This window comes from Lysinibacillus sp. SGAir0095, assembly GCF_005491425.1.
Classification (GTDB): domain Bacteria; phylum Bacillota; class Bacilli; order Bacillales_A; family Planococcaceae; genus Ureibacillus.
In genome coordinates this window covers 3,934,208-3,957,586 of the sequence record NZ_CP028083.1, presented here as the reverse complement: position 1 = coordinate 3,957,586, position 23,379 = coordinate 3,934,208, and the positions used below count along the sequence as shown (strand labels likewise).

The following is a 23,379-nucleotide window of genomic DNA, read 5'->3' as shown; positions in this document are numbered from 1 at the left end:
CAAAATGCCATGCATGCAACAAAACTAGATGGAAGAGGTGAGAGGCTATGCTAACGAAAATTAATCACGCAAAACCACTTGTTCATTGTATAACGAACTATGTTGTAGCGAATTTTACAGCCAATGGTTTACTGGCTATCGGGGCTTCACCAGTAATGGCAGATGAAGTAGAAGAAGTAGGAGATATGGTTTCGATAGCAGGTGCTTTGCTTTTAAATATTGGGACAGTCAATACCCGCACCAGTGAGGCAATGCTTGTTGCCGGGAAAAAGGCAAATGAATGCGGTGTGCCAGTTGTTCTAGATCCTGTAGGCGTTGGGGCAACACCCTTCCGTAAAAATGTCGTTATGCAACTCCTTGAACAGATTAAGATCGATGTACTTCGTTGTAATGAAGGAGAGCTGGCTTCAATCTACGGTGTCGCATGGGAGTCTCGTGGTGTCGATAGTGGCAAGGGTGATATGGACACAATCCAAGTGGCAAAAGAGGTTGCAAGGAAGTACAAATGCATCGTTGTTGTAACAGGTGAGGCTGATCTAGTGACTGATGGGGAAGACATTATACAAGTACATGGCGGAAATGTATATGCAACCCGTGTGACTGGAACAGGCTGCTTATTAAGTGCTATTTGCGCAGCAGTATTAGCAAGTAGCGAGCAACCAATGCAGGATTTGGCTTCTACGTTAAAACAATATAAAGAAGCAAGTGAACAAAGTGGCAAAGAGTTAGGGACATTCCAGTTCAAATTCATTAATACACTCCAAAAATTAGCGGAGGGATGCCAATGATAGCCTTATCAATTGCCGGTTCAGATTCTGGAGGAGGCGCGGGAATTCAGGCCGATGTCAAAACATTTCAGGAGCTTGGTGTATTTGGTACCACAGCCATTACATCCCTCACAGCACAAAATACACTTGGCGTCCATGGAATTTCTGAAGTCGCACCTGCATTTTTGAAACTACAATTAGATGCTGTACTATCAGATTTTAATGTTCAAGCAGTTAAAACAGGCATGCTCTTTTCTGCTGAACTCATTGAGATTGTAGCAGATGTGATGAAAGGACAAAATATTCCCCTTATCGTTGATCCAGTCATGGTTGCCAAAGGAGGAGCGAGTTTATTGCAAGAGGAAGCAGTGATGGCGCTAAAAACAAAATTACTTCCGCTGACGACAATTTGTACGCCGAACATTCCCGAAGCAGAGACACTTACAGGGATGTCTATATGTAATGCCAAAGATATCGAACTAGCAGCGAAAAAGCTATTGGCAATGGGCGTGCAGTATGTAGTGATGAAAGGAGGTCATTTAGCTGGAGAATTTGCTGCGGACACTGTTTATTGGAACGGTGGTTTCTTTACAATGATGACACCACGTGTCCAAACGAAGGATACGCATGGTACCGGGTGTACCTTTTCAGCAGCCATTACAGCGGGTTTAGCAAAAGGGTTAACGATAGAGGAGGCCATTATTGAAGCAAAGAAATTCATACATTTAGCCATTTCTATTCCTTTATCGATTGGAAATGGACATGGCCCGACAAATCATTTTGCGTATAAGAGGGCAAATGGGCATTGCGAGGTAATAGTCCATGAATCGTGACAGCTTAAATGTGTACTTTATAATGGGGACACTAAATTCTTCGGAACCACTAGAAACGCTAGAAAAAGCACTGAAAGCAAGGATTACGTGCTTCCAGCTTCGTGAAAAGGGAGAAGGCAGTTTAACTGGTGAAGCACTTGAGTCATTTGCACGTGCATGCCAGAAGCTTTGTAAGGCATATGGCGTGCCATTTATTGTGAATGATGATGTCGAACTGGCATTAAAGCTAGATGCTGATGGTATTCATGTTGGGCAGGATGATCTGGCAATTACCGAATTTCGGGCAAGAGCGAAAAATAAAATCATCGGTGTATCTGTACATAATGAACAGGAGATGGAGCTAGCTGTTAAAAGTGGTGCAGATTATGTGGGTATTGGTCCCATTTATGCAACGAAATCCAAAACAGATGCACAACCACCTGCTGGAGTTGATTTTTTGCAAAAGGCAAGAAGTCAGTATCCCAATTTTCCGATAGTAGGGATTGGTGGAATCAATGAAAAGAATGCAGCTGAAGTTCGTTCAAGCGGTGCTGATGGAGTATCTGTCATTTCAGTCATTTGTGAAAGTCCAAATATAGAAAAAACAATTCAGGCTCTAAGTGGGGGAAATGGGAATGAAACTAAATGAACAAACTGTGTTGATAACAGGTGCAAGTAGAGGTGTTGGTGAAGAACTTGTTAGAGCATTTGTAATGGAAGGGGCAAATGTCGTTATTAACTATTATCAGAGTCAGGAAAAGGCTGAGGATTTGGCCAAAGAGTTAGGGGATAAGGTAATTGCTTTGCGAGCAGATATACGGAATCGTCAAGAAGTCATCCAAATGGTGGATTCAGCGAAACAATACTTTAATACACCTATCACAACGGTTGTAAATAATGCACTGATTGATTTTGAGTTTAATCCGCTTACACAAAAAAATGCCTTTGAGCTCAGCTGGGCTGATTATAATAAGCAATTCGAAGGAACAATTCAGGGTGCTCTAAATAGTGTTCAAGCCTGTCTAAATGATATGAAGGAACTTGGCTTTGGGCGGATTATTAATATAGGGACGAATCTTTTTCAGAATCCTGTTGTAGCCTACCATGAATATACGACCGCCAAAGCGGCATTAGTCGGCTTTACTCGTAATATGGCCAAAGAGTTAGGTGCTTATGGTATTACGGTGAATATGATGTCTGGGGGGCTTCTAAAGCAAACTGATGCAAGTAAAGTGACAACAGCAGAAGTTTTCCAAATCATTGAATCTTCTACACCGTTGCAAAAGGTTACAACTCCGAGAGAATTAGCAGATGTTGCCCTATTTTTTGCTTCACCGTGGGGGCGAGCAATCACAGGACAAAATTTGGTGGTAGACGGTGGACTTGTTATGGATTAGGTAAGGCATCTTTTCTAACTAACATCTATTTTCAATCTACAGAAGGTAAATAAGTATAGCAATAACGTATCAATCAATATTAGAGCACATTTTCTTATGAAATGTGCTCTAAATAATTGCGGGGTTGCTAAATATGTGTTGCAGTCATCATCTCTTGAATTTTTTCAACTAAGTTAAGTTCGAGGAAACCATTCCCTTCAGAGCTTTTACGATTTCCTATTGGTAAAGTTCGTTTAATAAGCTGCGCATAAATTTCCGCTTCACTTAAAGAACGACCAAACTCTTTTTCACTTAAAATAATTAGCAGTGCTATAGCCCCGGCAATATGAGGAGTAGCCATGGATGTGCCGGAAAGAGAAGCATATTTGCTTCCTAAGTAAGTAGAAACAACTTCTACTCCTGGAGCAACCAAATCTATTTCTTCATTTGTATTCGTAAAAGGCGCGAGCTTTAAGTTATTATCAACTGCTCCAACTTGAATGACCTCATTGTATTTACCGGGATAAGAATACTCAAATGTATCTTCACTACTATCCCCTTCGTTACCAGCTGCGACAACAACTGAAATATCTTGGCTAACTGCGTTTTGAATGGCTTTATGCATTTCAGGAACATCTTCAGGACCGCCAAGAGACATTGAAATGACGCGTACTCGTTCTTGCTCGGGTCCACGCCACTCTACTGCATAATTAATGGCATTGATAATCCACTCATAATCTCCAGACCCTTGTCCAGTTAATGCTTTTAAACTTAGGATTTTTGCTTTAGGAGCTACTCCAACAACCCCTTCATTATTTAAGGTAGCGGCGATTGTTCCTGATACGTGGGTACCATGGCCATTATTATCTTCAAATATATTAGGATCTCCATCATAATCGGGAGTAAAGTTTTTCCCGTCGATAATTTGATCTTTGAGGTCGGGATGATCTGTTTCAATACCTGTATCAATAACTGCAATTACAATGCCTTCACCTTGATGACTATCTTCCCAAATTGTAGGTGCTTGAATTAAATCGACTCCTTTTGGTGTTTCGTTTGTGTTCTCGACAACCGACTCAATAGTGTAAGGAATTAATTTGACTTGTAACGGTTTTTGAATCATTTTCATCCGCTCCTTTTATTAAATTCGGAAGTTACTAGTTAGTAATTTCTCCCTTATTTATATTAGTTCAACATACAAATTTTACATTCCTTCTTCTACTATTAATTTATAAAAAATGTATATTATTTCCTATGTTGAAGGATGGTTTTTTGCATCCATTCTCATGTAAGAACATGTTTAAGCCTCTTTTGGGACATGATAGATAGAAAGGAGGGAATGATAATGGCAAGAAGAAATAGAAATAAAATTCTAGTTCCTGAGGCTCGTCAAGGACTCGATCAATTAAAGGCAAAAGTTGCTGGCACAACCGATCCAGAACAAGCCAAATATGAAATTGCAGAAGAAGTAGGGGTTCCATTAAAAGAAGGTTATAATGGGAAGCTAACTTCTGAACAGGCAGGAAAAGTCGGTGGCAGACTAGGCGGCAGCATGGTAAAAGAACTTGTAAGAATGGCTCAAGAGAATTTAAATAAAAATCAATAAAAATTGAATCTCTCTCCATAGTTTTGGTGGGAGATTTTTTATATGAAAATGTCTACTAAACGAATAGTTAAAACACGAAGTTAAATACTATAAAAAACATTAAAGGAGTTAATTGCGTGGATTTTCATTGGATATGGAAGGCTATATTGATTGTGATTGGAGGAACGCTAATACTCAGAATTGCTGGAAGAAAATCAATATCGCAAATGACATTAGCTCAAACAGTGATCATGATTGGACTGGGTTCGTTATTAATACAACCCGTTGCGGGTGAAGATGTTTGGACGACACTTTTGGTAGGAATCACGTTAGTCTTAACATTAGTAGTGGTGGAGTATATTCAACTGAAGTCTGATAAAGTTGAAAAGTTCATTACAGGCAAATCGAAAATATTAATCGAAAATGGGTCATTACATGAACAAAATTTAAGAAAATTAAGGATTACGGTCGATCAACTTGAAATGTCTTTAAGACAGCAGAGTGTAAAAGATATAAAAGACATACAATATGCAACGTTAGAACCGAATGGACGTATTGGTTACATTTTAAAAGAAGAAGCACAACCTGCCTCTAAAAAGGACATTCAATTAGTGCAACAAGAAATTCACCAATTAGCTCTTCTGATGAATTCAAATTTAGCAAATCAAATTCAATTCTCGGAGCAATCGAAAAATGATCAGCAGCCCAATTTATTCACAGAGGTGGAGAATAAACCACATAAATCAAATCAACCTAAGCATTTACAGTAACCCGGGAAATAAAAAGACTAAATAATTTCCTAAGACTCATAAAAAATACAGAGACCATACAAGTTAAGCCTCTGTAATTAGGTTATAAAATTTTAAATGGATTTTTCCATTCCATTAAGACACCGAAATTTAAAGATTCTTCATCCTCTAAATAATTAGCGACTACTGCAAGTGGCATACGCCCGCATTTCAATAAAAATGAAATGACCGGATCATATAATTCGCCACTTACTACTTTCTCAATATATCCATCGGCTGACATGTTTTTTGCATGCTTATGATAACCAGGCATTCTACCTCCGCCAAGAAGGCGTTCCAATCCCTTTTCAACCACAACATGGTACATGGCCTGCATCATAATTTTGCCAAGCCCTAAAGAACGAAAAGCTGGTCGAACACTAATATCGACAATGTAGAGTGTATTTCCGTTCGTACTATGATTGTTAATATAGCCACTGTCTGTTGCTTCATCCCATGTGTGATTTGGATGAGCTGGATCAAAATGTGTACAAACGCCTGTTAAGGAACTGACAACCTGCCCATCAATTTCAATACATAAAGCCCCCTCGGGGAATAGTGTAACATGATTCGTTAGTTGTTCTTTATTCCACCATAGTTCAGAAGGGAAGGGTGGTGGAAAGCATTCCCTTTGAATATCAATCAATTCATCAAAATCATCTTTAGAATAATTTCTTACAGCGATACGAACAGGTTTACCCTTATCAAATAATATTTGTTCACTTCGGTACAAGGATACACCTCGCTTTCTTAAAGTTATCCCGCAACAGATAAAGTAAAACAGCTTTTATCTCCAATCTGTATAAAGGTCAATACGACGATCTCTCCATGTTGTAACAGAACCTTTTTCGCGTACTTTTTCAAGTAGTTCAATATCAAGGTCGGCTGTCACTAACATATCGTTGTTAATTTCCCCTTCAGCTAAAAGCCCTTTTGGAGGGAATGGTACATCGTTTGGTGTAATGATTGCTGCCTGGCCGAAGTTTGCTCTCATAAAGTCAACAGTTGGCAATGCTCCGACTGTTCCTGTTAAAACTACATATACTTGGTTTTCAATTGCTCGAGCATGACTTGTGTAGCGAACGCGATGGAAACCATGACGATCATCTGTACAAGATGGGCAGAAAATGACATCTGCCCCTTTAGCTTTCGCCATTCGGACAATTTCAGGGAACTCAATATCATAGCAAGTTAAAATAGCAATTGTGCCTTTCTCAGTTTCAAATACCTCTAAGCCTTCCCCAGCAGACATGTTCCATTCGTGTACTTCAGTGGGCGTAATATGAAGCTTTGCCTGAGTGCCAATTCGTCCATCCGGATAGAATAAATGGGCTGTATTTCGTAGCTTCCCATCCACATTTACCACATGTGTACCAGCGATAATATGGATATTGTATTGTTTGGCGAGCTGAGTGAACAATTCGTGGTACTGTTCAGTAAATGAAGGCAGGTCATTGATAGTTAGTGGTTTGCCATTTTCCCCTTTTATGGAAAGTAATTGGGTAGTAAAAAACTCAGGGAACAAAATAAATTCGGTTTCAAACTCTAATGCAGCCTTAATATAGTGTTCGCTTTGCTTTGCAAAATCTTCAAATGACTCAATTGTATGAAGATGATATTGAACTGCCGAAACTCTTAATTTCATAGACAACCCTCTTTATAAATTTATTTGATGACTCTATTATAAAAAAATTTCTTCTTGATGTATTTAAATACGTATTAAAAAATTCCTGCTTAATTTAAGTTAAATAATATTGTAAATCTGTATACTTATGTATACAATCGTATACGAGGGGTGATTTTTTATGAAAAACGAATCAAATGAGAAAAACCGGGAAGAAGAGATGATGAATCGAAAAGAACGCCACGATCGACGTGGAAGAGGGCACCATGGTGCCAAAACATTTAGACGCGGAAGAGCACTGGCATTTTACGAAAAACTAATAGTGAGACGAGATACTTTAAAGCAACAATTAGAATCACAAGAACTAAAATCCATCCAACAAGTGATTGCAGGGGAACTAAAAGCGACAGAAGCAATTATGAATGATTTTAAAGCAGCCTTTGAGCTGGATGAAATTTCGAACACCCACTCTGTAGAGGAAGATCCTACAGAATAAATGTTACTTTTGCAAAAGGCAAAATTTAATTTAGTTATAGTGAGATAGAAAGAAGGTACTTCATGCAATCGGTATTATCCTTGAAAAGGTACTTAAAGCCATATATGGCCTTTGCAATCATTGCTCCTTTAATGATGCTGCTGGAGGTGGCAATGGATTTGGTGCAGCCAACAATCATGCAGCATATTATCGATAATGGAATTGCTAGAGATGATACATCCTATGTCATCCAGATGTTTGGGCTAATGATTTTATGCGCGGTAATAGGTTTAGTTGGAGGAGCAGGCTGCTCTATTTATGCGTCCAAAACTGCGATTAACTTTGCAGCAGATATTCGAGCAGATTTATATGAAACGATAACCTACTTTTCTAATAGTAATAAGGACCATTTTACACTAGGAAAACTCATCACAAACATTACAAGTGATGTAGAGATGCTACAAAGAGCCTTAACAATGCTACTAAAGATATTTGTTCGTGGTCCATTTACTTTTATTGGAGCAATCGTTATTGTATTTCTTACTGCCCGGGAGCTGTTTCCGATATTATTGGTTGTTGTCCCAATACTAGCTTTTTCGATATTCTTTTTCACAAAACTATCTGGAAAGCTATTTTTAAAGGTACAAGAAGCTGTGGATAGCGTAAATACAAAAGTGCAAGAGAATCTAGCCGGCATTCGAGTGATCAAGGCATATAATCGCAAAAATCACCAAATTCATCAATTCACAGATGTGAATGAACACCTCATGAAAAGAAATACCCATGCAGATCAAATTATTGGTATTTTAATGCCCTTAACAGCCTTTGTTGTCAATATGGGTATTATTGCTGCTCTTTGGATGGGAGCCTTCAAAGTAGAGAATGGCACAATCGAAGTAGGGGTAATTTTAGCATTTATTAACTATTTAATGATGATTATGGGAGGGCTAATGAGTTCCTCAAACGTTTTAATGCAAATTGCTCGTGCTGTCCCGAGTGCAAATCGTATTGTAGCGGTGCTTGAAGAACAGTCTGAAATTATTAATACGGAAAAACCCGTGATTACAACTATTAAAGGCGAAGTTGAATTTGACCATGTTAGCTTTGCTTATAATAAAAACAATGAACCAGTATTAAAAAATATCTCCTTTAAAGCAAATCCTGGAGAGACTATCGGGATTATTGGCATGACAGGGAGCGGCAAATCATCTATCGTCAAATTAATTCCCCGAATGCTTGATGCTGACCAAGGTGTTATTAGGATAGATGGTCGACCTATTAAAGAATATGATTTACAAACCCTGCGTGGGGCAATTGGTTTTACACCTCAAAAAGCAACTTTATTTTCGAGGACAATCGAGGAGAATGTAAAATACGGGAATGACGAAGCAACGATAGAGGAATTCATAGATGCTTTAGAATCATCCTGCGCCATTGAATTCGTTGAAAAACTAGAAGCAAGGGAACAATATATGATTACCCAGGGTGCTACGAATTTATCGGGTGGCCAGAAGCAACGCCTTGCCATGGCTCGTGCATTAATAAGGAAGCCGGCTATTCTAATCTTGGATGATACGACATCTGCTGTAGATAGCATCTCGGAAAATAGAATTCAAAAAGCCATTAAGGAAAATTTTAAAGAGAGCACTAAGTTTATTGTTTCATCTAAAATTTCTTCAATACGTCATGCCGACAATATTTTAGTTCTAGATGACGGTGTGATTGTTGGACAAGGGACACATGAAGAACTGCTAGAAACAAATGAAATCTATCAAGAAATTGTTGCGACGCAATTGGTAAGAGGAGGGTCTTTAAATGAATAAACCGCATAGCCGACCTGCTGGACCTCCTCCTATTGGCAGACATCCTGGGCCAAGATTTAATGGTCCGGCAGAAAAAGCTGAAAATCAAAAAGCAACCCTGATACGAATATGGGCGTATTTAAATAACCAAAGAATGGGTATCATTAGCTCGATTATTTTTGTAGTCGTATCTACTTTATTAAGTTTAGTAGGGCCATTGATGATCGGGATAATTATTGATGATTATATTTTAAAATTCGATCTAGATGGCGCCATTAGAATGGTGCTCGTATTGGCAGCCATTTATATTGTGTCTGCTGTATTTACCTGGTTACAAACCTTTATGATGATTCGAGTTTCCCAAAAAACGATACGAGAGCTTCGCCAGGATTTGTTTGAAAAGTTTCAATCCTTGCCAATCTCCCTTTTTGATAAGCGTCAACAAGGCGATTTAATGAGTCGCATGACAAATGATATCGATAATCTAAACGCGGCAGTCTCACAAAGTGTTATCCAAATCGTGTCAACGGTCTTATCTGTAGTCGGTACGGGGATTGCGATGTTTTATTTAAATTGGATTTTAGCGTGTGTGACGATACTTGTTATTCCAATTATTATTTGGTCCACCAAACTAATAATAAAACGAAGCAGTAAAAACTTCTCTCAAAGACAAAGAGATTTAGGAAACTTAAACGGTTTTATTGAAGAAACGATTTCAAACTCCGATATTACAACACTATTCGGAAAAGAGGAGCAGACCGTTTTTCAATTTAAAGAAGCGAATGAAACACTACGCACTTCGGCTCTAAAAGCGGATATTACCTCAGGTTTTCTTGGCCCCATCAATAACTTTATTAATAACCTTGGAATTGGTTTAGTTATCGGTGTAGGGGCATTGTTGGTAATCGGAAATTTGGGCGTAAGTGTAGGGGTCATTGCATCCTTTGTTACCTACACAAGACAGTTTTTCCGTCCAATCAATCAACTATCCAACCTTTTCAACACATTCCAATCGGCTATTGCAGGTGCAGAACGTGTATTTGAAGTATTAGATGAACAAGATGAAGTCGCAGATGTGCCAGATGCGATAACAAAAAAACATTACGATGGGGATGTCGAGTTCCGTAATGTGGGCTTTTATTATCAAGCAAATAAGCCAGTACTTCATAATATATCATTCCGAGCAAAGGCTGGAGAAACGATTGCGCTAGTTGGTCCGACAGGTTCGGGAAAAACAAGTATTATACAGTTGCTTAACCGTTTTTATGATGCAATGCACGGAGAAATCATAATAGACGGCAATGATATTAAGCATTACAGAATGGAAAACCTGCGAGAGCACATTGGTGTAGTCTTGCAAGATACGTATTTGTTCTCTGGAACAGTTCGTGAAAACATCCGCTATGGGAAGTTGCAGGCTACCGATGAAGAGGTTGAACGAGCAGCAAAAATTGCCTATGCCCACAACTTTATTAAATACTTGCCAAAGGGCTATGATACGATGCTTGTTTCGGGCGGCATGAACTTAAGTCAGGGTCAGCGTCAGCTAATTGCAATTGCTCGGGCGATTTTAGAAGATCCGGATATTCTTATTCTAGACGAAGCAACTTCAAGTGTTGATACGATGACAGAAGTGCACATACAAAAGGGGTTAAATAACTTGATGCAAGGGCGTACAAGCTTTGTCATAGCCCACCGATTAAAAACAATCGAAAATGCCGATCAAATCCTTGTTATAAAAGATGGCGCAATCTTGGAGCAAGGAAATCATGATTCCTTAATGATGAACAATGGCTTATATGCTTCGTTACAGCATCAATTGCAAGTACAGTAGAAGTTATAAGTAATTAGTAGAATTGCGCATCTCAAATAGTAAGTTGCAAGTTCTAAATTAGACCTCTTTCTTAAATTTCCACAGGGCATAGCTATTCTCATGATAGAAGCGAACCTAACATGAAATAATTATGTGTTAGATAAATATTCGGGACATGCCAAACATAAGATGTTTAGCGTGTCCTTTTTAATTATTCCTATACCTAAAACACTTTTTGGAAGTAAGAAAGTTCACGCATACTCGTCCCAATTCTTGCGTATAGTAGTGAAAAAGGTTGCAAAAGGTGGTGTAATAGTTTGAAAAGATGGATTGCACTAGGTGTTATACTGTTAGGATGTTTGGGCATTGTTGTTTATGAGACAAGCGCATCGGATCGAAGTTTCTTTTTACCTGAACCATTGGGTGGCGTTAAAATTGTTATCGATGCTGGCCATGGTGGAGTTGATGGTGGGGCTTCATCCGGAGAAGTAATTGAAAAAGATGTAACGCTTGCAATTGCATCAAAGGTTGAAAAACAATTAAAGCGTTTAGGTGCTACTGTTGTTATGACTCGCTCTACAGATGGTGATGTATTAGAAGAGCATGCACCAAGTGAAGAATTCTCAACTTTAAGAGAAAGAAAAAAGGAAGACATTTTCTTGCGTTCAAATCTTGTACGTAAAAATGAACCAGATATTTTCGTGACAATTCATGCCAACGCTATCCCTGAAGAAAAATGGAGAGGTGCACAAGTCTTTTATCATCGAGAGGGGCATGCAAATAGCGAGCTTTTAGCAAAATCTATTCAATCAACAATAAAAGAATCGCTGCAGAATACAGAGCGTGAAGCACTAGCCATTAAACAAGTGTATCTTCTAAAGAAAGCTGAAGTACCGGCTGTATTAGTGGAAACAGGTTTCTTAAGTAATAATGAAGAACGTGATTTACTATCAAGTGAATATTATCAAGAGAAGATGGCAACAGCAATTGTTGGTGGCATCGAGAGCTATGTAAATCTAGAATTCGAATAATATATGCGATTGTTATGTATGAAAATAATGCAAATTGCAAGAACCAATCTGCAAAATAATACATAATGATACGTCTCTAAGAGGTAAAACCATTCACATTTTGTGGATGGTTTTTTAATTTTGAATTGTTTGTGTACCAGGTACACAAACAATCGTGAATATTCAGAATTCAATACACTCGTAGCAAACCTTGGGCGTATTTTAAATTTTATTAATAAAATTCCAATTAAATGTAAACTTTATTAACCCAATAATAATAAGTGTAAAAAGCTTCCAAATGCATCGTTTTGAGCTAACAGATATGGTTGAATAGACTTAGTTCTATGAAGGAGGTTTATGTATGGGGTACATCGAACTGATGGACATTTCAAAATCCTATAACAAGCAAAGTAATGTGTTAAATGGAATTGATTTAAAAATTGAAAAAGGTGAATTTTTCGTTCTTGTCGGTCCTTCCGGTTCAGGGAAAAGTACGCTGCTTCGTATGATTGCAGGGCTCGAGGAAATTTCTGGAGGAGCATTGAAAATTAGTGAAAAGATCGTGAACCATCTTCCTCCAAAGGATCGTAATTTATCGATGGTTTTTCAAAACTATGCACTTTATCCGCATTTAACCGTTGAACAAAATATATTATTTGGGCTACATGCTAAAAAAGTAGATAAACAAGTACAAAAGAAGAAACTAGAAGAAACGGCACAGATGATGGGGTTAAGTGAGCTTTTAAAACGCAAGCCACGAGAGTTATCCGGGGGACAAAGACAACGTGTAGCCCTAGCACGCGCGGTCGTTAGTGAAGCGCCGCTTTGTTTAATGGACGAGCCATTATCGAATTTAGACGCCAAGCTACGTGCAAATATGCGAATTGAAATTCGTCGCCTTCAAAAAAAGTTGGGGTTAACGATGGTCTATGTGACACATGACCAAGTGGAAGCCATGACAATGGGCGATCGAATTATGGTATTGAATGATGGCATTATTCAACAAGTTGGTGAACCAATAGAACTTTATAATAAACCGTCCAATTTATTTGTTGCGACTTTTATCGGCTCCCCCAAAATGAATCTAGGAAAAGCGATTTTAAATAACTCAATGCTTGTTATTGAAAATGAACTGACGATTTCGTTCGATCAACAGGTGCCACAGAGCTTACATAATCGAAATTTAGTTATTGGTATTCGTGCCGAACATATGCCCTCTGGTACAGAAAACCAACACGTTCAAATAGTTGAAATCGTGAATGTAGAACATTTAGGAAATGAAACATTAGTATCCTTTGAAGTTGGTACAGAACTGTGGACAGCAAAATGGCTTGGACAATGGTTAGTTCAAGTAGGAGATAAAGTGCCGGTACATATATCTGTAGAAAACATGTGTTTCTTTGATGCTGACACTGGAAGCTTAATTCAAGAAGCAACATTCACTCACAAACAAGAGGTTGTGAAAAGATGAGTATGACTAATCCAGTTTCTGCGTCGTCCACAGGAATCCATGAGATTAATTTTGAAAATGTGAAAAAGAAGCAACGAGTGAAGAGTTTTACAAAGGGAATGCTGTTCCTTCTACCTTCTATTGTGTTATTTGGAGCATTTTTATTCTATCCCTTATTTAAAACAATGTACTTAAGCTTCTTCTTAACAAATGCTCGAGGTGAAACAACAGTCTTTGTCGGGTTACAAAATTATATCGAAATGTTCACTTCACCTATATTTCATCAAAGCATGAAGTCAACTTTTCTCTTTGTTCTCTATACTGTACCAACAACAATAATCATCGCGCTTTTATTAGCAGTATTAGCGAATGAAAAGCTAAAAGGTATTGGCTTTTTTCGAACTATTTTTTCATCAACGATGGGAATTTCAGTAGCTGCTGCTTCGGTGTTTTGGCTATACATGTTCCATCCATCAATCGGATTTTTAAATCAACTTCTAAAGTTAATAGGCTTCGAATCGATCGGTTGGTTAACAGACCCGAACTGGGCTCTAATTGCAGTTGCAGTGACAACTATATGGATGAACCTAGGATTTACCTTTTTAGTGTTGCTTGGTGGCTTACAATCCATTGATTCTTATTTATATGAAAGTGCAGATATTGATGGAGCAGGCTATTTTTATAAATTAAGAAGGATTACAATTCCGATGCTGTCCCCTACACTGTTTTTCGTGATTACAGTAACCATTATTAATGCTTTTCAGACGTTTGGACAAATCGATATTCTAACTCAAGGTGGTCCTCAAAACACGACAAATCTAATTGTTTATTCGATTTATCGTGAGGCCTTTTCAAACTATCAATTTGGTACAGCTAGTGCACAAGCAATTGTCTTATTTATCATCATCCTTATTATGACGATTATTCAATTTAAGCTTGGTGAAAGGAAGGTTCATTATCAATGACCATGCCAATCAGCAAAAAAATCCTATTTTATAGTTTACTTTCAATCTCGGCACTTGTCGTGTTCGCACCAGCGTTAATGGCATTTGTCATGAGCTTCATGGATAACAAGGATATTATGACGGGGAGTTTGCCACAATCCCTATCAATCGATAACTATGTCAAAGCTTTCGAGCAATTCCCGTTATTAAAATATTTATTTAATAGTTTAGTTGTTTCGGTAGTCATAACAATTGGTCAATTGGTTTTGTCTAGTTTAGCTGCCTATGCCTTTGTTTTTTTAGAATTCAAGGGAAGGGATATTCTGTTCTTTCTATTTATCGCCACGATGATGGTTCCTTTTGAAGCATCCATTATTCCAAATTTCCATATCATCCGTGATCTAGATTGGATCGATAAATATCCGGGGTTAACTGTTCCATTTTTCGCTACAGCCTTTGGGACATTTTTGCTTCGTCAAAACTTTAAGCAAATCCCAAAAGAGTTAAGGGAAGCTAGTCAAATTGTTGGCATGGGAGATTTTAAATTCTACTTAAAAGTTGTGCTGCCGGTTGCCAAAACGAGTTTGGTTACTTTAGGTGCCTATGGGTTCTTAACTTCATGGAATATGTATCTATGGCCATTGCTTTCAACGACAAACGACACAGTTAGAACAGTGCAAATCGGTTTAAAACAATTACAGACTCAGGAGCAATTAAATGACTGGGGAGTAATTATGTCAGGTGCCATTATCGTCATTATCCCGACATTGATCTTGTTGTTCCTTGGACAAAAACAATTACAAAAGGGTTTGACAGAAGGGGCTATAAAGTAGCATCAACTAGCTTTTAGTCCAAAGTAACACTTTTATCTGGTTTATCCCTTTTGAAAACAAAAGGATAAATATATAGATTATTAAATGAACCAAGAAGGAGTAGGAAAATGAAAAAACAATTTTTACTATCATCTTTAATGGTGCTACTTGTTGTTATATTAGCAGCATGTAGTTCAGGCGAAAGTTCATCGGAAACAGAAGTAGAAGCAGAAACAAATTCTGGTAATGCAAGTGAAACAACAGAAAACTCTGAACCAAAAGAAAAACAGGTCGTTACATTCTGGCACTCTATGGGAGGTGCCGGTCAAGAAGCGTTAAACTCGATTGTTGAATCATACAATAGCTCACAAGATGAAATTCAAGTAAATGCAGAATATCAAGGAACTTATGACGAATCCTTAACTAAATTCAATGCCGTTGCCGGTAGTGATAGTGCACCAACAATGATTCAAACCTTTGAAATTGGCACAAAAGCGATGATTAACAGTGGACAAGTCGCGCCAATCCAAGAATTTATCGATGCAGATGGATATGATATGAGTGGACTAGAAGAAAATATAACGAATTACTATTCGTTGGACGGAACATTCTATTCAATGCCATTTAACTCTTCAACGCCAGTTATGTATTACAATAAAGAAGCCTTTGAAGCTGCAGGACTAGATCCAGAAGCTGCACCAGAAACATTTGAAGAAATTATTGAAGCCAATAAAGCGATTGCCGAAGTTAACCCAAATATGAAAGGTTTTGCGTTACAAGCATATGGTTGGTTATGGGAACAGCTATTAGCTAACCAAGGGGCATTATTATTAAATAATGATAATGGTCGTTCAGATACTCCTACTGAAATCGGTTGGTCTGAAGAAGAAGGAAAATCAATCTTTAATTGGGTAAAACAAATGGTTGATGATGGAACTTTTGCAAACTATGGTACAAACGGTGATAACATGGTTGCAGGATTCTTGGCAGGGGATGTTGCGATGTTCTTACAATCTTCTGCAAGTTCAAGAGATGTAATCGATAATGCCCCATTTGAAGTGGGAATTGCTTACTTACCACATCCAGAAGCGAAGGAACGTCAAGGTGTTGTCATTGGTGGTGCTAGCCTTTGGATGATCGATAGTAAACCTGAAGAAGAGAAAAAAGCCGCTTGGGAATTCATGAAATACCTACAGACACCAGAAGTGCAAGCTCAGTGGCATGTCGGGACAGGTTACTTTGCTATCAACCCAGCTGCGTATGATGAGCAGGTTGTAAAAGATGCTTACGCAGAAAAACCTCAATTACAAGTAACAGTTGACCAGCTGCAAGATACAAAATCGTCGTATGCGACTCAAGGTGCCTTAATGGATATGCTTCCAGAAGGTCGTAAAATCATGGAGACTGCACTAGAAACAGTTTATAATGGTGGAGAAGTAGATCAAGCCTATAATACGGCTGTGGAACAGTTCAATGAGGCAATTAAAAAAGCAAATGCCGCACGCGGTGAATAAGTAGAGTTGAGAATAAAGCGAGGTTTTCTCGTTTTATTCTTTTTCTATATAGAAAATAAAAGATAAAAGCAAAGTAAATTCTAAAACGCTAATTACATAGAATAAACAAATGAAAAAAGGGAGTGTAAATCACGAATGAGCAAAAGAAGGGATATTTTTTTATTTACGATATTAATCGTGTTGCTCCTTTGTCTCTTCGGATTTCTTGGAAAAAGTAAACCGGAAGCAGAAGAAGTACCTAAGCCGGGAGTTGTAGCATCTCCCAAAATATTTGCCCATCGTGGGGCGATCAATCAGTTTAACGAAAACACGATTACAGCCTATAAAATTGCAAGTGAGGAGAATGTCGACGCTATTGAAATTGATTTACGTATGACAAAGGATAATGTGTTAATTGCCATGCACGACGAAACCATTGACAGAACTACAAATGGGACTGGAAGGGTGAGTGAATTAACTCTTAGGGACATTAAATCCTGTGTCACACTAGGATTATATAATGGGGAAATTACAATGGAAGAAATCCCGACCTTAGGGGAAGTTTTCCAAGCCTTTGGCGGTAGTCAAAAATTTTATATTGAGACTCGACTAGTTTACGGAGAAACTGCTATGGAAGAAGTCCTGGTTAGAATGCTATCGGATTATAATTTATTGGATAAAGAAAAAGTAGCCATTCAATCTTTCTCGGTAGAAAGCTTAGAAAAAATGGCGGATTTAGCACCTGATTTGCGTTTGACACTTTTATTTAGAGAGGGAGAATTTGAATTAGACAAAGCATTGGAAGTAGATTTCCCTGTGATTGGTATGGAATCAACAGATGTAACTGCTGAAGCCGTTAATGCACTGCATAGCCAAGGGAAAGAAGTGCATGTATTCTTCAATGATTCTGAGACGATGGAAGAACAGCAGGAAAAAATGAAACAGTTAAACATAGATGGATACTTTACGGATAACATTTCTTATACTAAGCGGCTGTTGGGCAAGTAGTTATAGTGGAGTGCAATTCAAATAAGTAGTAGAATTACACTATGTTATACTAACATCAGAAACAATAATAGGGGAGTGTTTCAAGTGATAAACGAACAGCAGGTCCGAGAGGTTTTAGGACAATTACAAGATCCTTTTTTACATAGAACGTTTGCTGAAACAAATGGCATCATAAACGTATCCATTAAAGAAGAAAAAAATCATGTCAGTGTAAAAGTAGCGATAGCAAAAACAAATACGCCAGAGCAAATGCAATTACAAATGAAAATTGTAGAAGCATTAAAAGAAGCTGGGGCCAGCACGGTAGGGATTCGTTTTGAAGAGCTATCTCAAGAAAACTTGGAGCAATTCCGAGGCAAAGCTACTGAATCAGAGGTACATGATTTATTGTCTCCATTATCTACAGTGCAATTCTTGGCCATTGCTTCTGGTAAAGGTGGTGTTGGGAAATCAACTGTTTCGGTTAATTTAGCTGTAGCACTTAGCAGACTAGGTAAAAAAGTAGGGCTAATCGACGCAGATATTTATGGATTTAGTGTTCCTGACATGATGGGAATTCAAGATATGCCTGTTGTCAAAGACGAACGAATTTACCCTGTTGAGCGTAAAGGGGTAAAAGTTATTTCAATGGGATTCTTTGTAGAAAATAATGCTCCAATCGTATGGCGTGGACCAATGCTTGGAAAGGTACTAGACCAATTCTTCCGCGATGTTGAATGGGGAGATATTGACTTCTTACTTTTAGACTTGCCGCCAGGTACAGGGGATGTTGCTTTAGATATTCATCAAATGCTCCCTTCTTCTAAAGAAATCATCGTCACAACACCTCATCCAACAGCTGCCTTTGTTGCAGCTCGAGCTGGTGCCATGGCTTTACAAACAAACCATGATATTCTAGGAGTTATTGAAAACATGGCTTGGTATGAATCGAAATCAGGTGAGCGTGAATACGTATTTGGACAAGGCGGCGGACCAAAGCTTGCTGACGAATTACGCACGGAATTATTAGGTCAAATCCCGCTTGGACAACCTGATTGGACAAGTGAGGATTTTGCACCCTCTGTTTATGAAGAAGACCATCCGACTGGGAAAATTTATTTAGAGGCAGCTCAAAAAATTATCGATAAATTATCATAATAAGCATTAAAAAAACGGATTGTACCAGTAGGTATACAATCCGTTTTTTCTTTATGAACCACCGCCGCCGGACTCTTCTTCGGAGCCGCCGCCGCTACCGCCGCCTTCTTCTTCACTAGAGCCACCGCCGCCTTCTTCTTCAGATTTTTCACCTGAAGCAGCGCCGCCGCTTTCCTTAATAAGTTGTTGCCATTTTGTTTGTAAAAGAGGACTTTCAATTGTCTGCGTGACAACCTCTTCCATTTGTTTGCGAAGAGAGGCACTTTTTAATACTGTTTCGAGCTCTTTTTGCATCTCGGATTGTCCGAAGAATGAAATAAGATCTTCCTGGTAGGATGGATCTTTTATAAGCTCTTTCATAATTTCTTTTTGCTGCTCTTTCATACTTTTGGCTATATTTTCTTGAAATGATGGATCTTCAAATTGTTTTGTCCAAAATTCTTTTGAATCCTCAGATAAAAGCGTAGCGTTGATCGCTGTCTGTACTTCTTCATGCTCAAGTACGATTAAATCCCGGAAACTTGGATCTTGAAGCAATTGGCGAATAGCTTTTTTGCCATCTTCAGTCTGAATGGAGTCCATCATGATTTTTTTAACTTCTTCATAGGAAAGCGATTGATTAGATGGCTCAGCGCAGCTCGCAAGTATAAGAACGACGAACAATAGTGGAACTATTCGTTTAATCAATTTTATCAGTCCTTTCTTAAAGGCTCTCTCTTTCAATTATTGTTCACAATCCCTGCTTAGAATATGTATCCGATTGTGACTTCGATTAGCTTTTTTAACAATGCATTGTTAAAATATAAAATGGAACTTTAAATAGTTACTTGTTTTCAGGCGATACATAAGAGTGATTCTACATGTAAAATAATAATTAGAATGCGAAAAGCAAAAAAATTGTGTAAAGTTTGTGAGGAAAACAGGATATTGGTCAATCTGCTTTCTAATGATAAGTCGAGCTCCTAATTAGATAAACAATTTAGAGTATCTAAAAATGGGATGATTTCCGTTGGAACGGATAAAAGTATTTAATAAATGGAGGACGTTAAGTCGTGACAATACGAAATTGGGTAAAATTCTTCTTGATGTGTCTGCTTATTGGTGGTGTTGTTACTGGTATTGCTGGAATTTTTGTACGCTGGAGCTTCTTTCAACCATATATAGCAGCAGGTGACTTTGGTGAATTTTTTGCCGCCTTTGGATGGATGATTTTATTAGGATGTACAATGAGTGTTATTGCCCAAGCAGGATTCTTTGCTTATTTAACATTACATCAGGTAGGAGTAGGAATCTTTAAGACGTTGACTTTATGGAATTGGGTACAAATGCTTCTAGTAGTCATTCTCCTGGTAGATTTAGTTGTATTCCGCTTTGCTCCAAGTGCACAAGGAGCAAAAGATTGGCTGTTTTATATTGGCTTATTAGTTTTCTTAATTTTTGCAGCTATAGCTACAGCTATAAAAAAAGTTCAACTAACAGGCAAAAAACATGTACTAGTATCAGCAATTTTCTTTATGATTGTCATCACTTCTTTAGAATGGATTATTGCGCTCATGGGTCGTCAAGGTAACATCGATACATACGTTGCTTTATTATTGTTCCCGTTAATAGCAGTTAATGCCTATCAATTATTAGTATTGCCGAAATATAATTCGAAATCAGATGAAGATCGTAAAAGACTGGAAGAACGTAAAAAAGAACGCAAGCTTGAGCGAAAAGCAAAATCAACAAATGCGAATGCATAAAAAAAGGCTAAAACCATTTTACTTGATGGTTTTAGCCTTTCTATCTTATTTTGGAATTTTTTTCGTCTTAATTGTATATCCAAACACATTTTCTTCTATAGAGACGAATTTCTCATTTTCGATTAACTTTGAATATTCTTCAAAGTTAACTTTACTGTTCTCGTGTAACTTAAGCGAGTAAATAGCGCCGTCAGTTTTTTTATAAGTATCCTTTGTGTAAATCATAGATGGAGATAGTAAATTTATTTCTTGGTCAAAAACTGATTGTTGTAGATTTGATCCAAATTCATAATCTGAAGTCATAAACCAAAGAGGCTTGTTATTAAAATGTTTCTCATAAATTTGTAAGTCTTTGTTGAAATCTTCGATGCTATAACTATTTTCAGCTCCCTTACCACCAAGAAGTCCTGTAGGGATGTTCTGTTTTTTTAGTTGCTCCACTATTTTAGGTGACCGGGCAATCCAATCTGCATCTAGCATCAATAATGGATAAGGCTGTTTTAACGTTTGTAACCATTCCTCTAGACCATCGTGGGAAAAAGAAATTTCTACAATTAAAGATTGTCCATAATTTCCTTTAGAAATTACTAGTGGCTCATCAGTCATGCGGAACACAGAAATAATCGAATCTCTCTGTGGGTAAACAAATAATGTTACAATCACCACTAAAACGGCTGTTACCAAAAGCTTGCGAACCATGAATCTACCCCTTTTATTAGCTAATTTTAAAAATGAAAAATAGAGTCTCATAAAAAACTTATGAAATAGTGTTGACTTTCATGAATAAATCAGTGTATTATAGAAAAGTCGCCGCAAGATAACGCGATAACGTAACAAAATGAACCTTGAAAACTGAACAACAAAACGTTAATGAACATAGTTTCTTCTATTAATTTAGGGAAACGAAATTTTGGACATCAAAATTGATGCCAGCAAAATTTGAGCTAATCAAATTTTCTCTTTTATGGAGAGTTTGATCCTGGCTCAGGACGAACGCTGGCGGCGTGCCTAATACATGCAAGTCGAGCGGACTTGATGGGAGCTTGCTCCTGTCAAGTTAGCGGCGGACGGGTGAGTAACACGTGGGCAACCTGCCCTATAGTTGGGGATAACTCCGGGAAACCGGGGCTAATACCGAATAATACATTTCATCTCCTGTTGAAATGTTGAAAGATGGTTTACGCTATCGCTATAGGATGGGCCCGCGGCGCATTAGCTAGTTGGTGAGGTAACGGCTCACCAAGGCGACGATGCGTAGCCGACCTGAGAGGGTGATCGGCCACACTGGGACTGAGACACGGCCCAGACTCCTACGGGAGGCAGCAGTAGGGAATCTTCCACAATGGGCGAAAGCCTGATGGAGCAACGCCGCGTGAGTGAAGAAGGTTTTCGGATCGTAAAACTCTGTTGTAAGGGAAGAACAAGTACAGTAGTAACTGGCTGTACCTTGACGGTACCTTATTAGAAAGCCACGGCTAACTACGTGCCAGCAGCCGCGGTAATACGTAGGTGGCAAGCGTTGTCCGGAATTATTGGGCGTAAAGCGCGCGCAGGTGGTCCTTTAAGTCTGATGTGAAAGCCCACGGCTCAACCGTGGAGGGTCATTGGAAACTGGGGGACTTGAGTGCAGAAGAGGAAAGTGGAATTCCAAGTGTAGCGGTGAAATGCGTAGAGATTTGGAGGAACACCAGTGGCGAAGGCGACTTTCTGGTCTGTAACTGACACTGAGGCGCGAAAGCGTGGGGAGCAAACAGGATTAGATACCCTGGTAGTCCACGCCGTAAACGATGAGTGCTAAGTGTTAGGGGGTTTCCGCCCCTTAGTGCTGCAGCTAACGCATTAAGCACTCCGCCTGGGGAGTACGGTCGCAAGACTGAAACTCAAAGGAATTGACGGGGGCCCGCACAAGCGGTGGAGCATGTGGTTTAATTCGAAGCAACGCGAAGAACCTTACCAGGTCTTGACATCCCATTGACCGCTATGGAGACATAGCTTTCCCTTCGGGGACAGTGGTGACAGGTGGTGCATGGTTGTCGTCAGCTCGTGTCGTGAGATGTTGGGTTAAGTCCCGCAACGAGCGCAACCCTTGTTCTTAGTTGCCATCATTTAGTTGGGCACTCTAAGGAGACTGCCGGTGACAAACCGGAGGAAGGTGGGGATGACGTCAAATCATCATGCCCCTTATGACCTGGGCTACACACGTGCTACAATGGACGGTACAAACGGTTGCCAACCCGCGAGGGGGAGCTAATCCGATAAAACCGTTCTCAGTTCGGATTGTAGGCTGCAACTCGCCTACATGAAGCCGGAATCGCTAGTAATCGCGGATCAGCATGCCGCGGTGAATACGTTCCCGGGCCTTGTACACACCGCCCGTCACACCACGAGAGTTTGTAACACCCGAAGCCGGTGGGGTAACCCTTTTGGGAGCCAGCCGTCGAAGGTGGGACAGATGATTGGGGTGAAGTCGTAACAAGGTAGCCGTATCGGAAGGTGCGGCTGGATCACCTCCTTTCTAAGGATATTTAACGGAATGGTTGACCTTTTGGTCAAACCAACATTAACGTTTTGTGTTCAGTTTTGAAGGTTCAGTAATGAATTTTCAAATTGTGCTCCTGCCGCGAAGAAAAGCTAGGAAGTAATTCAAAGCTTTCGTCGCAAATCTGCACGGAGTATTTCACTGATGTTTAGTCACGATGTGATTGAAGTCAGCTGATTTGTTCTTTGAAAACTGGATA

Annotated in this window: 22 protein-coding genes and 1 rRNA gene; 18 read left to right on the top strand and 5 right to left on the bottom strand. The window is 38.9% G+C overall.

Annotated elements, in window-relative coordinates:
• The first annotated feature begins 47 nt into the window (after positions 1-47).
• From thiM to C1N55_RS19420, 4 genes are read left to right on the top strand one after another with little or no spacing between them, the layout of a single operon-like run.
• Positions 48-788, top strand: coding sequence for a hydroxyethylthiazole kinase (gene thiM, locus C1N55_RS19435; protein ID WP_137730320.1), 741 nt, complete (start codon positions 48-50; stop codon positions 786-788).
• Positions 785-1,600 (top strand): bifunctional hydroxymethylpyrimidine kinase/phosphomethylpyrimidine kinase, encoded by an 816-nt coding sequence (gene thiD, locus C1N55_RS19430; protein ID WP_137730319.1) that lies wholly within the window; start codon positions 785-787, stop codon positions 1,598-1,600. The genes thiM and thiD overlap by 4 nt, the downstream gene beginning before the upstream one ends.
• A complete protein-coding gene (gene thiE / locus C1N55_RS19425) occupies positions 1,590-2,228 on the top strand; it encodes a thiamine phosphate synthase (RefSeq protein ID WP_137730318.1) in 639 nt (212 codons plus the stop codon). The genes thiD and thiE overlap by 11 nt, the downstream gene beginning before the upstream one ends.
• Positions 2,215-2,976 (top strand): 3-oxoacyl-ACP reductase, encoded by a 762-nt coding sequence (locus C1N55_RS19420; protein WP_137730317.1) that lies wholly within the window; start codon positions 2,215-2,217, stop codon positions 2,974-2,976. The genes thiE and C1N55_RS19420 overlap by 14 nt, the downstream gene beginning before the upstream one ends.
• A gap of 127 nt (positions 2,977-3,103) precedes the next feature.
• Here the strand turns inward: C1N55_RS19420 and C1N55_RS19415 are convergent, their stop codons facing one another.
• Positions 3,104-4,078 (bottom strand): S8 family peptidase, encoded by a 975-nt coding sequence (locus C1N55_RS19415; RefSeq protein ID WP_137730316.1) that lies wholly within the window; start codon positions 4,076-4,078, stop codon positions 3,104-3,106.
• 222 nt (positions 4,079-4,300) lie between these two features.
• On the opposite strand from C1N55_RS19415, the gene C1N55_RS19410 reads away from it, so the two are divergent.
• Both C1N55_RS19410 and C1N55_RS19405 read left to right on the top strand, forming a co-directional pair.
• A complete protein-coding gene (locus C1N55_RS19410; protein WP_137730315.1) occupies positions 4,301-4,561 on the top strand; it encodes an alpha/beta-type small acid-soluble spore protein in 261 nt (86 codons plus the stop codon).
• 116 nt (positions 4,562-4,677) lie between these two features.
• The gene (locus tag C1N55_RS19405; RefSeq protein ID WP_137730314.1) at positions 4,678-5,310 is read left to right on the top strand and encodes a DUF421 domain-containing protein; all 633 of its coding nucleotides are present in this window, start codon (positions 4,678-4,680) and stop codon (positions 5,308-5,310) included.
• Between the two features lie 82 nt (positions 5,311-5,392).
• Here the strand turns inward: C1N55_RS19405 and C1N55_RS19400 are convergent, their stop codons facing one another.
• Positions 5,393-6,061: a GNAT family N-acetyltransferase gene (locus C1N55_RS19400; protein ID WP_137730313.1), complete on the bottom strand. Its 669-nt coding sequence runs from the start codon at positions 6,059-6,061 to the stop codon at positions 5,393-5,395.
• Positions 6,062-6,115: 54 nt separating this feature from the next.
• A complete protein-coding gene (locus tag C1N55_RS19395) occupies positions 6,116-6,973 on the bottom strand; it encodes a carbon-nitrogen hydrolase family protein (protein WP_137730312.1) in 858 nt (285 codons plus the stop codon).
• A 160-nt stretch (positions 6,974-7,133) separates the two neighbouring features.
• On the opposite strand from C1N55_RS19395, the gene C1N55_RS19390 reads away from it, so the two are divergent.
• The 10 genes from C1N55_RS19390 to C1N55_RS19345 all read left to right on the top strand — a co-directional run bounded on the left by C1N55_RS19390 (position 7,134) and on the right by C1N55_RS19345 (position 18,896).
• On the top strand, positions 7,134-7,448 hold the full coding sequence (locus tag C1N55_RS19390) for a 2-keto-3-deoxygluconate kinase (protein WP_240758336.1): 315 nt from the start codon (positions 7,134-7,136) through the stop codon (positions 7,446-7,448).
• Positions 7,449-7,510: 62 nt separating this feature from the next.
• Complete coding sequence (locus C1N55_RS19385) at positions 7,511-9,250, top strand: ABC transporter ATP-binding protein (protein WP_137730311.1); 1,740 nt, start codon at positions 7,511-7,513, stop codon at positions 9,248-9,250.
• Positions 9,243-11,063: an ABC transporter ATP-binding protein gene (locus C1N55_RS19380; protein WP_137730310.1), complete on the top strand. Its 1,821-nt coding sequence runs from the start codon at positions 9,243-9,245 to the stop codon at positions 11,061-11,063. Before C1N55_RS19385 ends, C1N55_RS19380 begins: the two co-directional genes overlap by 8 nt.
• A 296-nt stretch (positions 11,064-11,359) precedes the next feature.
• Entirely contained in the window at positions 11,360-12,073 is a 714-nt protein-coding gene (locus tag C1N55_RS19375; RefSeq protein ID WP_137730309.1) for an N-acetylmuramoyl-L-alanine amidase, read from the top strand.
• A gap of 340 nt (positions 12,074-12,413) precedes the next feature.
• Entirely contained in the window at positions 12,414-13,523 is a 1,110-nt protein-coding gene (locus tag C1N55_RS19370; RefSeq protein WP_137730308.1) for an ABC transporter ATP-binding protein, read from the top strand.
• A gap of 2 nt (positions 13,524-13,525) precedes the next feature.
• Positions 13,526-14,467, top strand: a complete 942-nt coding sequence (locus tag C1N55_RS19365) for a carbohydrate ABC transporter permease (RefSeq protein ID WP_137730307.1) — start codon at positions 13,526-13,528, stop codon at positions 14,465-14,467.
• Positions 14,464-15,279: a carbohydrate ABC transporter permease gene (locus C1N55_RS19360; RefSeq protein ID WP_137730306.1), complete on the top strand. Its 816-nt coding sequence runs from the start codon at positions 14,464-14,466 to the stop codon at positions 15,277-15,279. The genes C1N55_RS19365 and C1N55_RS19360 overlap by 4 nt, the downstream gene beginning before the upstream one ends.
• A gap of 107 nt (positions 15,280-15,386) precedes the next feature.
• Positions 15,387-16,772 (top strand): ABC transporter substrate-binding protein, encoded by a 1,386-nt coding sequence (locus C1N55_RS19355; protein WP_137730305.1) that lies wholly within the window; start codon positions 15,387-15,389, stop codon positions 16,770-16,772.
• A 135-nt stretch (positions 16,773-16,907) separates the two neighbouring features.
• Positions 16,908-17,759: a glycerophosphodiester phosphodiesterase gene (locus tag C1N55_RS19350; protein ID WP_137730304.1), complete on the top strand. Its 852-nt coding sequence runs from the start codon at positions 16,908-16,910 to the stop codon at positions 17,757-17,759.
• Positions 17,760-17,843: 84 nt separating this feature from the next.
• Entirely contained in the window at positions 17,844-18,896 is a 1,053-nt protein-coding gene (locus tag C1N55_RS19345; protein WP_137730303.1) for an Mrp/NBP35 family ATP-binding protein, read from the top strand.
• Positions 18,897-18,947: 51 nt separating this feature from the next.
• Here the strand turns inward: C1N55_RS19345 and gerD are convergent, their stop codons facing one another.
• Positions 18,948-19,583 (bottom strand): spore germination lipoprotein GerD, encoded by a 636-nt coding sequence (gene gerD / locus C1N55_RS19340; RefSeq protein ID WP_255502426.1) that lies wholly within the window; start codon positions 19,581-19,583, stop codon positions 18,948-18,950.
• 365 nt (positions 19,584-19,948) lie between these two features.
• On the opposite strand from gerD, the gene C1N55_RS19335 reads away from it, so the two are divergent.
• Positions 19,949-20,641 (top strand): KinB-signaling pathway activation protein, encoded by a 693-nt coding sequence (locus C1N55_RS19335; protein ID WP_137730302.1) that lies wholly within the window; start codon positions 19,949-19,951, stop codon positions 20,639-20,641.
• 45 nt (positions 20,642-20,686) lie between these two features.
• Here the strand turns inward: C1N55_RS19335 and C1N55_RS19330 are convergent, their stop codons facing one another.
• Complete coding sequence (locus C1N55_RS19330) at positions 20,687-21,340, bottom strand: hypothetical protein (protein ID WP_137730301.1); 654 nt, start codon at positions 21,338-21,340, stop codon at positions 20,687-20,689.
• A gap of 262 nt (positions 21,341-21,602) precedes the next feature.
• On the opposite strand from C1N55_RS19330, the gene C1N55_RS19325 reads away from it, so the two are divergent.
• Positions 21,603-23,156, top strand: a 16S ribosomal RNA gene (locus C1N55_RS19325).
• The last annotated feature ends 223 nt before the right edge of the window (positions 23,157-23,379 follow it).

Coding starts and splice junctions, on each gene's coding strand:
- thiM (WP_137730320.1), top strand. CDS start 48: ATGCTAACGAAAATTAATCACGCAAAACCACTTGTTCATTGTATAACG.
- thiD (WP_137730319.1), top strand. CDS start 785: ATGATAGCCTTATCAATTGCCGGTTCAGATTCTGGAGGAGGCGCGGGA.
- thiE (WP_137730318.1), top strand. CDS start 1,590: ATGAATCGTGACAGCTTAAATGTGTACTTTATAATGGGGACACTAAAT.
- C1N55_RS19420 (WP_137730317.1), top strand. CDS start 2,215: ATGAAACTAAATGAACAAACTGTGTTGATAACAGGTGCAAGTAGAGGT.
- C1N55_RS19415 (WP_137730316.1), bottom strand. CDS start 4,078: ATGATTCAAAAACCGTTACAAGTCAAATTAATTCCTTACACTATTGAG.
- C1N55_RS19410 (WP_137730315.1), top strand. CDS start 4,301: ATGGCAAGAAGAAATAGAAATAAAATTCTAGTTCCTGAGGCTCGTCAA.
- C1N55_RS19395 (WP_137730312.1), bottom strand. CDS start 6,973: ATGAAATTAAGAGTTTCGGCAGTTCAATATCATCTTCATACAATTGAG.
- C1N55_RS19390 (WP_240758336.1), top strand. CDS start 7,134: ATGAAAAACGAATCAAATGAGAAAAACCGGGAAGAAGAGATGATGAAT.
- C1N55_RS19385 (WP_137730311.1), top strand. CDS start 7,511: ATGCAATCGGTATTATCCTTGAAAAGGTACTTAAAGCCATATATGGCC.
- C1N55_RS19380 (WP_137730310.1), top strand. CDS start 9,243: ATGAATAAACCGCATAGCCGACCTGCTGGACCTCCTCCTATTGGCAGA.
- C1N55_RS19370 (WP_137730308.1), top strand. CDS start 12,414: ATGGGGTACATCGAACTGATGGACATTTCAAAATCCTATAACAAGCAA.
- C1N55_RS19365 (WP_137730307.1), top strand. CDS start 13,526: ATGACTAATCCAGTTTCTGCGTCGTCCACAGGAATCCATGAGATTAAT.
- C1N55_RS19360 (WP_137730306.1), top strand. CDS start 14,464: ATGACCATGCCAATCAGCAAAAAAATCCTATTTTATAGTTTACTTTCA.
- C1N55_RS19355 (WP_137730305.1), top strand. CDS start 15,387: ATGAAAAAACAATTTTTACTATCATCTTTAATGGTGCTACTTGTTGTT.
- C1N55_RS19350 (WP_137730304.1), top strand. CDS start 16,908: ATGAGCAAAAGAAGGGATATTTTTTTATTTACGATATTAATCGTGTTG.
- C1N55_RS19330 (WP_137730301.1), bottom strand. CDS start 21,340: ATGGTTCGCAAGCTTTTGGTAACAGCCGTTTTAGTGGTGATTGTAACA.